The 2,217-nt window shown below is 66.7% G+C and carries 2 protein-coding genes; both read left to right on the top strand.

Translation table 11 applies throughout. From position 1 onward, the window contains the following. The first annotated feature begins 327 nt into the window (after positions 1–327). Complete coding sequence (locus ACGF12_RS38335; RefSeq protein WP_393041209.1) at positions 328–657, top strand: hypothetical protein; 330 nt, start codon at positions 328–330, stop codon at positions 655–657. Between the two features lie 327 nt (positions 658–984). Beyond that, positions 985–1,812 carry a beta-propeller fold lactonase family protein gene (locus ACGF12_RS38330; protein ID WP_393041207.1) on the top strand — a complete coding sequence of 276 codons (828 nt, stop codon included), beginning with the start codon at positions 985–987 and terminating at the stop codon, positions 1,810–1,812. Positions 1,813–2,217: the final 405 nt, after the last annotated feature.

Here is a 2,217-nt window from a genome sequence, read left to right as displayed (position 1 = left end):
CGACTTTCTTCGCCGATCGTTGATCTACAGGTGTCCCGTTGCCTCGTTCAAGCCCCCTTGACCTGCGCACTCACGCCATAACGCAGCGGCGTTGGGGAGCGCACTTGGTTGCGATCAAGGAGTGGTCCTGGTGCGGTCCTTGAGCCAGATCACGGCGCTGTGGAGCAGGAATGCCACCGGCAACCGCCCTCAGGCTCATCTGACCCAGACAAGTTCCGCACAGGAAGCGAAGCCTGATGGATGCTCAGAACATTGACGAACGCGTCAGCCAGGATGCACTGCTGTTGTGCGAGTATCCACATCAGCTCATGCTCAGGGGAGTGGCAGATGGCTATACGGAGGAGTCTCGTCGGCCTGGCGGCGGCCGGGATGGTGCTTGCCGGGGGTGGGGCGGCCCAGTTGGCGCTGGCCGGGCCGGCGGCGGCGCAGGCGCCGTGCCACCGGTCGGTGATGGGGCCGAACACCGGGGGGCAGGTGATGTGTCCGAACTTCGAGGTGTTCCGGGCGGCCGTGTACTGCTCCCACGCGGGAACCGCGTACACCAACTACGGCAACTGGGTCACCGCGGGGAACATCTCGGACGCCCGGTGCAACAGCGGCGACAAGCTCCAGAACTCCGCCTACCCGCTCTACAGCGTCTCGTGGGAAGAGGGCTGACCGAGCCCTGAGGGGGGCGCCGACCGGCCCCGGACCCCGTACTCGGGGCGCCCGGGGCCGGTCGGCAGGTGCCATCAGTCCCAGCCGGTAGCGAAATCAGTGACATCGACTCAGCCAGGCAGGCTCGAACCAGCTGGGCAGTACGGCCCACGACTGAACACCTGGCCCGTCTGCTGAAGCATCGGGACCATCGACGTGCTTCGACAAAGGCCTTGAGAAGTCTGTGCCCAGTGACCGAGATGCGGACGAGTTGCCGACGGCCCACGCTTGAAGTACGGAGGCCGCGCAACCTCGTCACGTTCTGTCACCGCGACATAGGGAGACCTCATGGTTGCCTCAGACATCGCTGACGCGCCGCTGGACCGGCTGATCGCGCTAGCACAGGAGAAAGGGCTGCGGGTGTCCGCCGTCGGCGCCAAGCGGATCCCGACCGGCAAGAGCCCACACAGCGTAGCGGTGAACCCCGACGGGACCCGCCTCTTCACGACCGACTTCAAGTCCGGCACCGTTTCGGTGATCGACATAGGGCGCGCGATTGTGGTCGAAACGATCCAGGCCGTCGAGGGGCCGTACGGCCTGGCTGCCAACCCGAACGGGCGCGTCCTGCATGTGGCTGCTCCCGACTCCGAGATGTTGGTGCGGATCGATATCCTCGGCGGCATCCCGACGCACAGCGGCTTCGGCCACGCGCCCTACGGGGTGGCAGTGAGCCCCGACGGGGACCGCGTGTACCTGACCCTGGCGCTGGAGGACTCCGTACTGGTCACCGACCAGTTCGCCAAGGCGAGGTTCTCCGAGATCCACGGCATCGCCTTCCCCACCGGTGTGGCGGTGACTTCGGACGAGAACCTCCTCTACGCGACCAACTACTTCGCGGACACGGTGTCGGTCGTCGACATCGCCGGGGAGAAGGTGATCGCCACGGTCCCCGTCGGCCAGGGGCCCTACGGCGTGGCTCTGAGCCCCGCGGGGGACCGGCTCTACGTGGCGCACTTCCCCTTCGACTCGGTCTCGGTGATCGACACCACCGACCGCACGGTGACCAGAACGATCCCGGTCTCCGACGGCCCTCGTGGGGTGGCGGTGAGTCCCGACGGCACACGCCTCTACGTCACCAACTTCTTCGCGGACACCGTGACCGTGATCGAGCTGTAGCGCCGGCTCACGGCCGACGCCGAACGGATGCGGGTGCACCGGATACGAGTACACCGGTCTCGCCCCTCGGGAAGCATGAGCCGGAACCAGGCGATGTCACCGAACCGACCTACGACAAACCGGCTGCTTGAGATGTACGCCGGGCCAGGACGTGTCTGACGAACAATCACCCGGCCGGTTCGTGGAGTTCGGAGAACCGGAGCACATCGCCGCGCGGCCGCCGACCGTACGGATCGCCGCCTTCGTTCCCGAGGGCCCGCGCCGCCCCGAGCCGTCGACCAGCGGCAGGGAGGCACCGGACCCGGTGCCCTTGAAGTTCCCCCCTGATCTTGGACAGCGGTTGCTTACGCTGCGGGGGTGAAGTCGCGCTGCAGTCTGGCTCGGGTTTCGAGTGGGGTGAGGTAC

The sequence above is a fragment of the Kitasatospora sp. NPDC048296 genome (assembly GCF_043201815.1).
Lineage (GTDB): Bacteria > Actinomycetota > Actinomycetes > Streptomycetales > Streptomycetaceae > Kitasatospora.
Note: the sequence above shows the minus strand (reverse complement) of the source record. Positions and strands in the feature narration are given on the sequence as shown.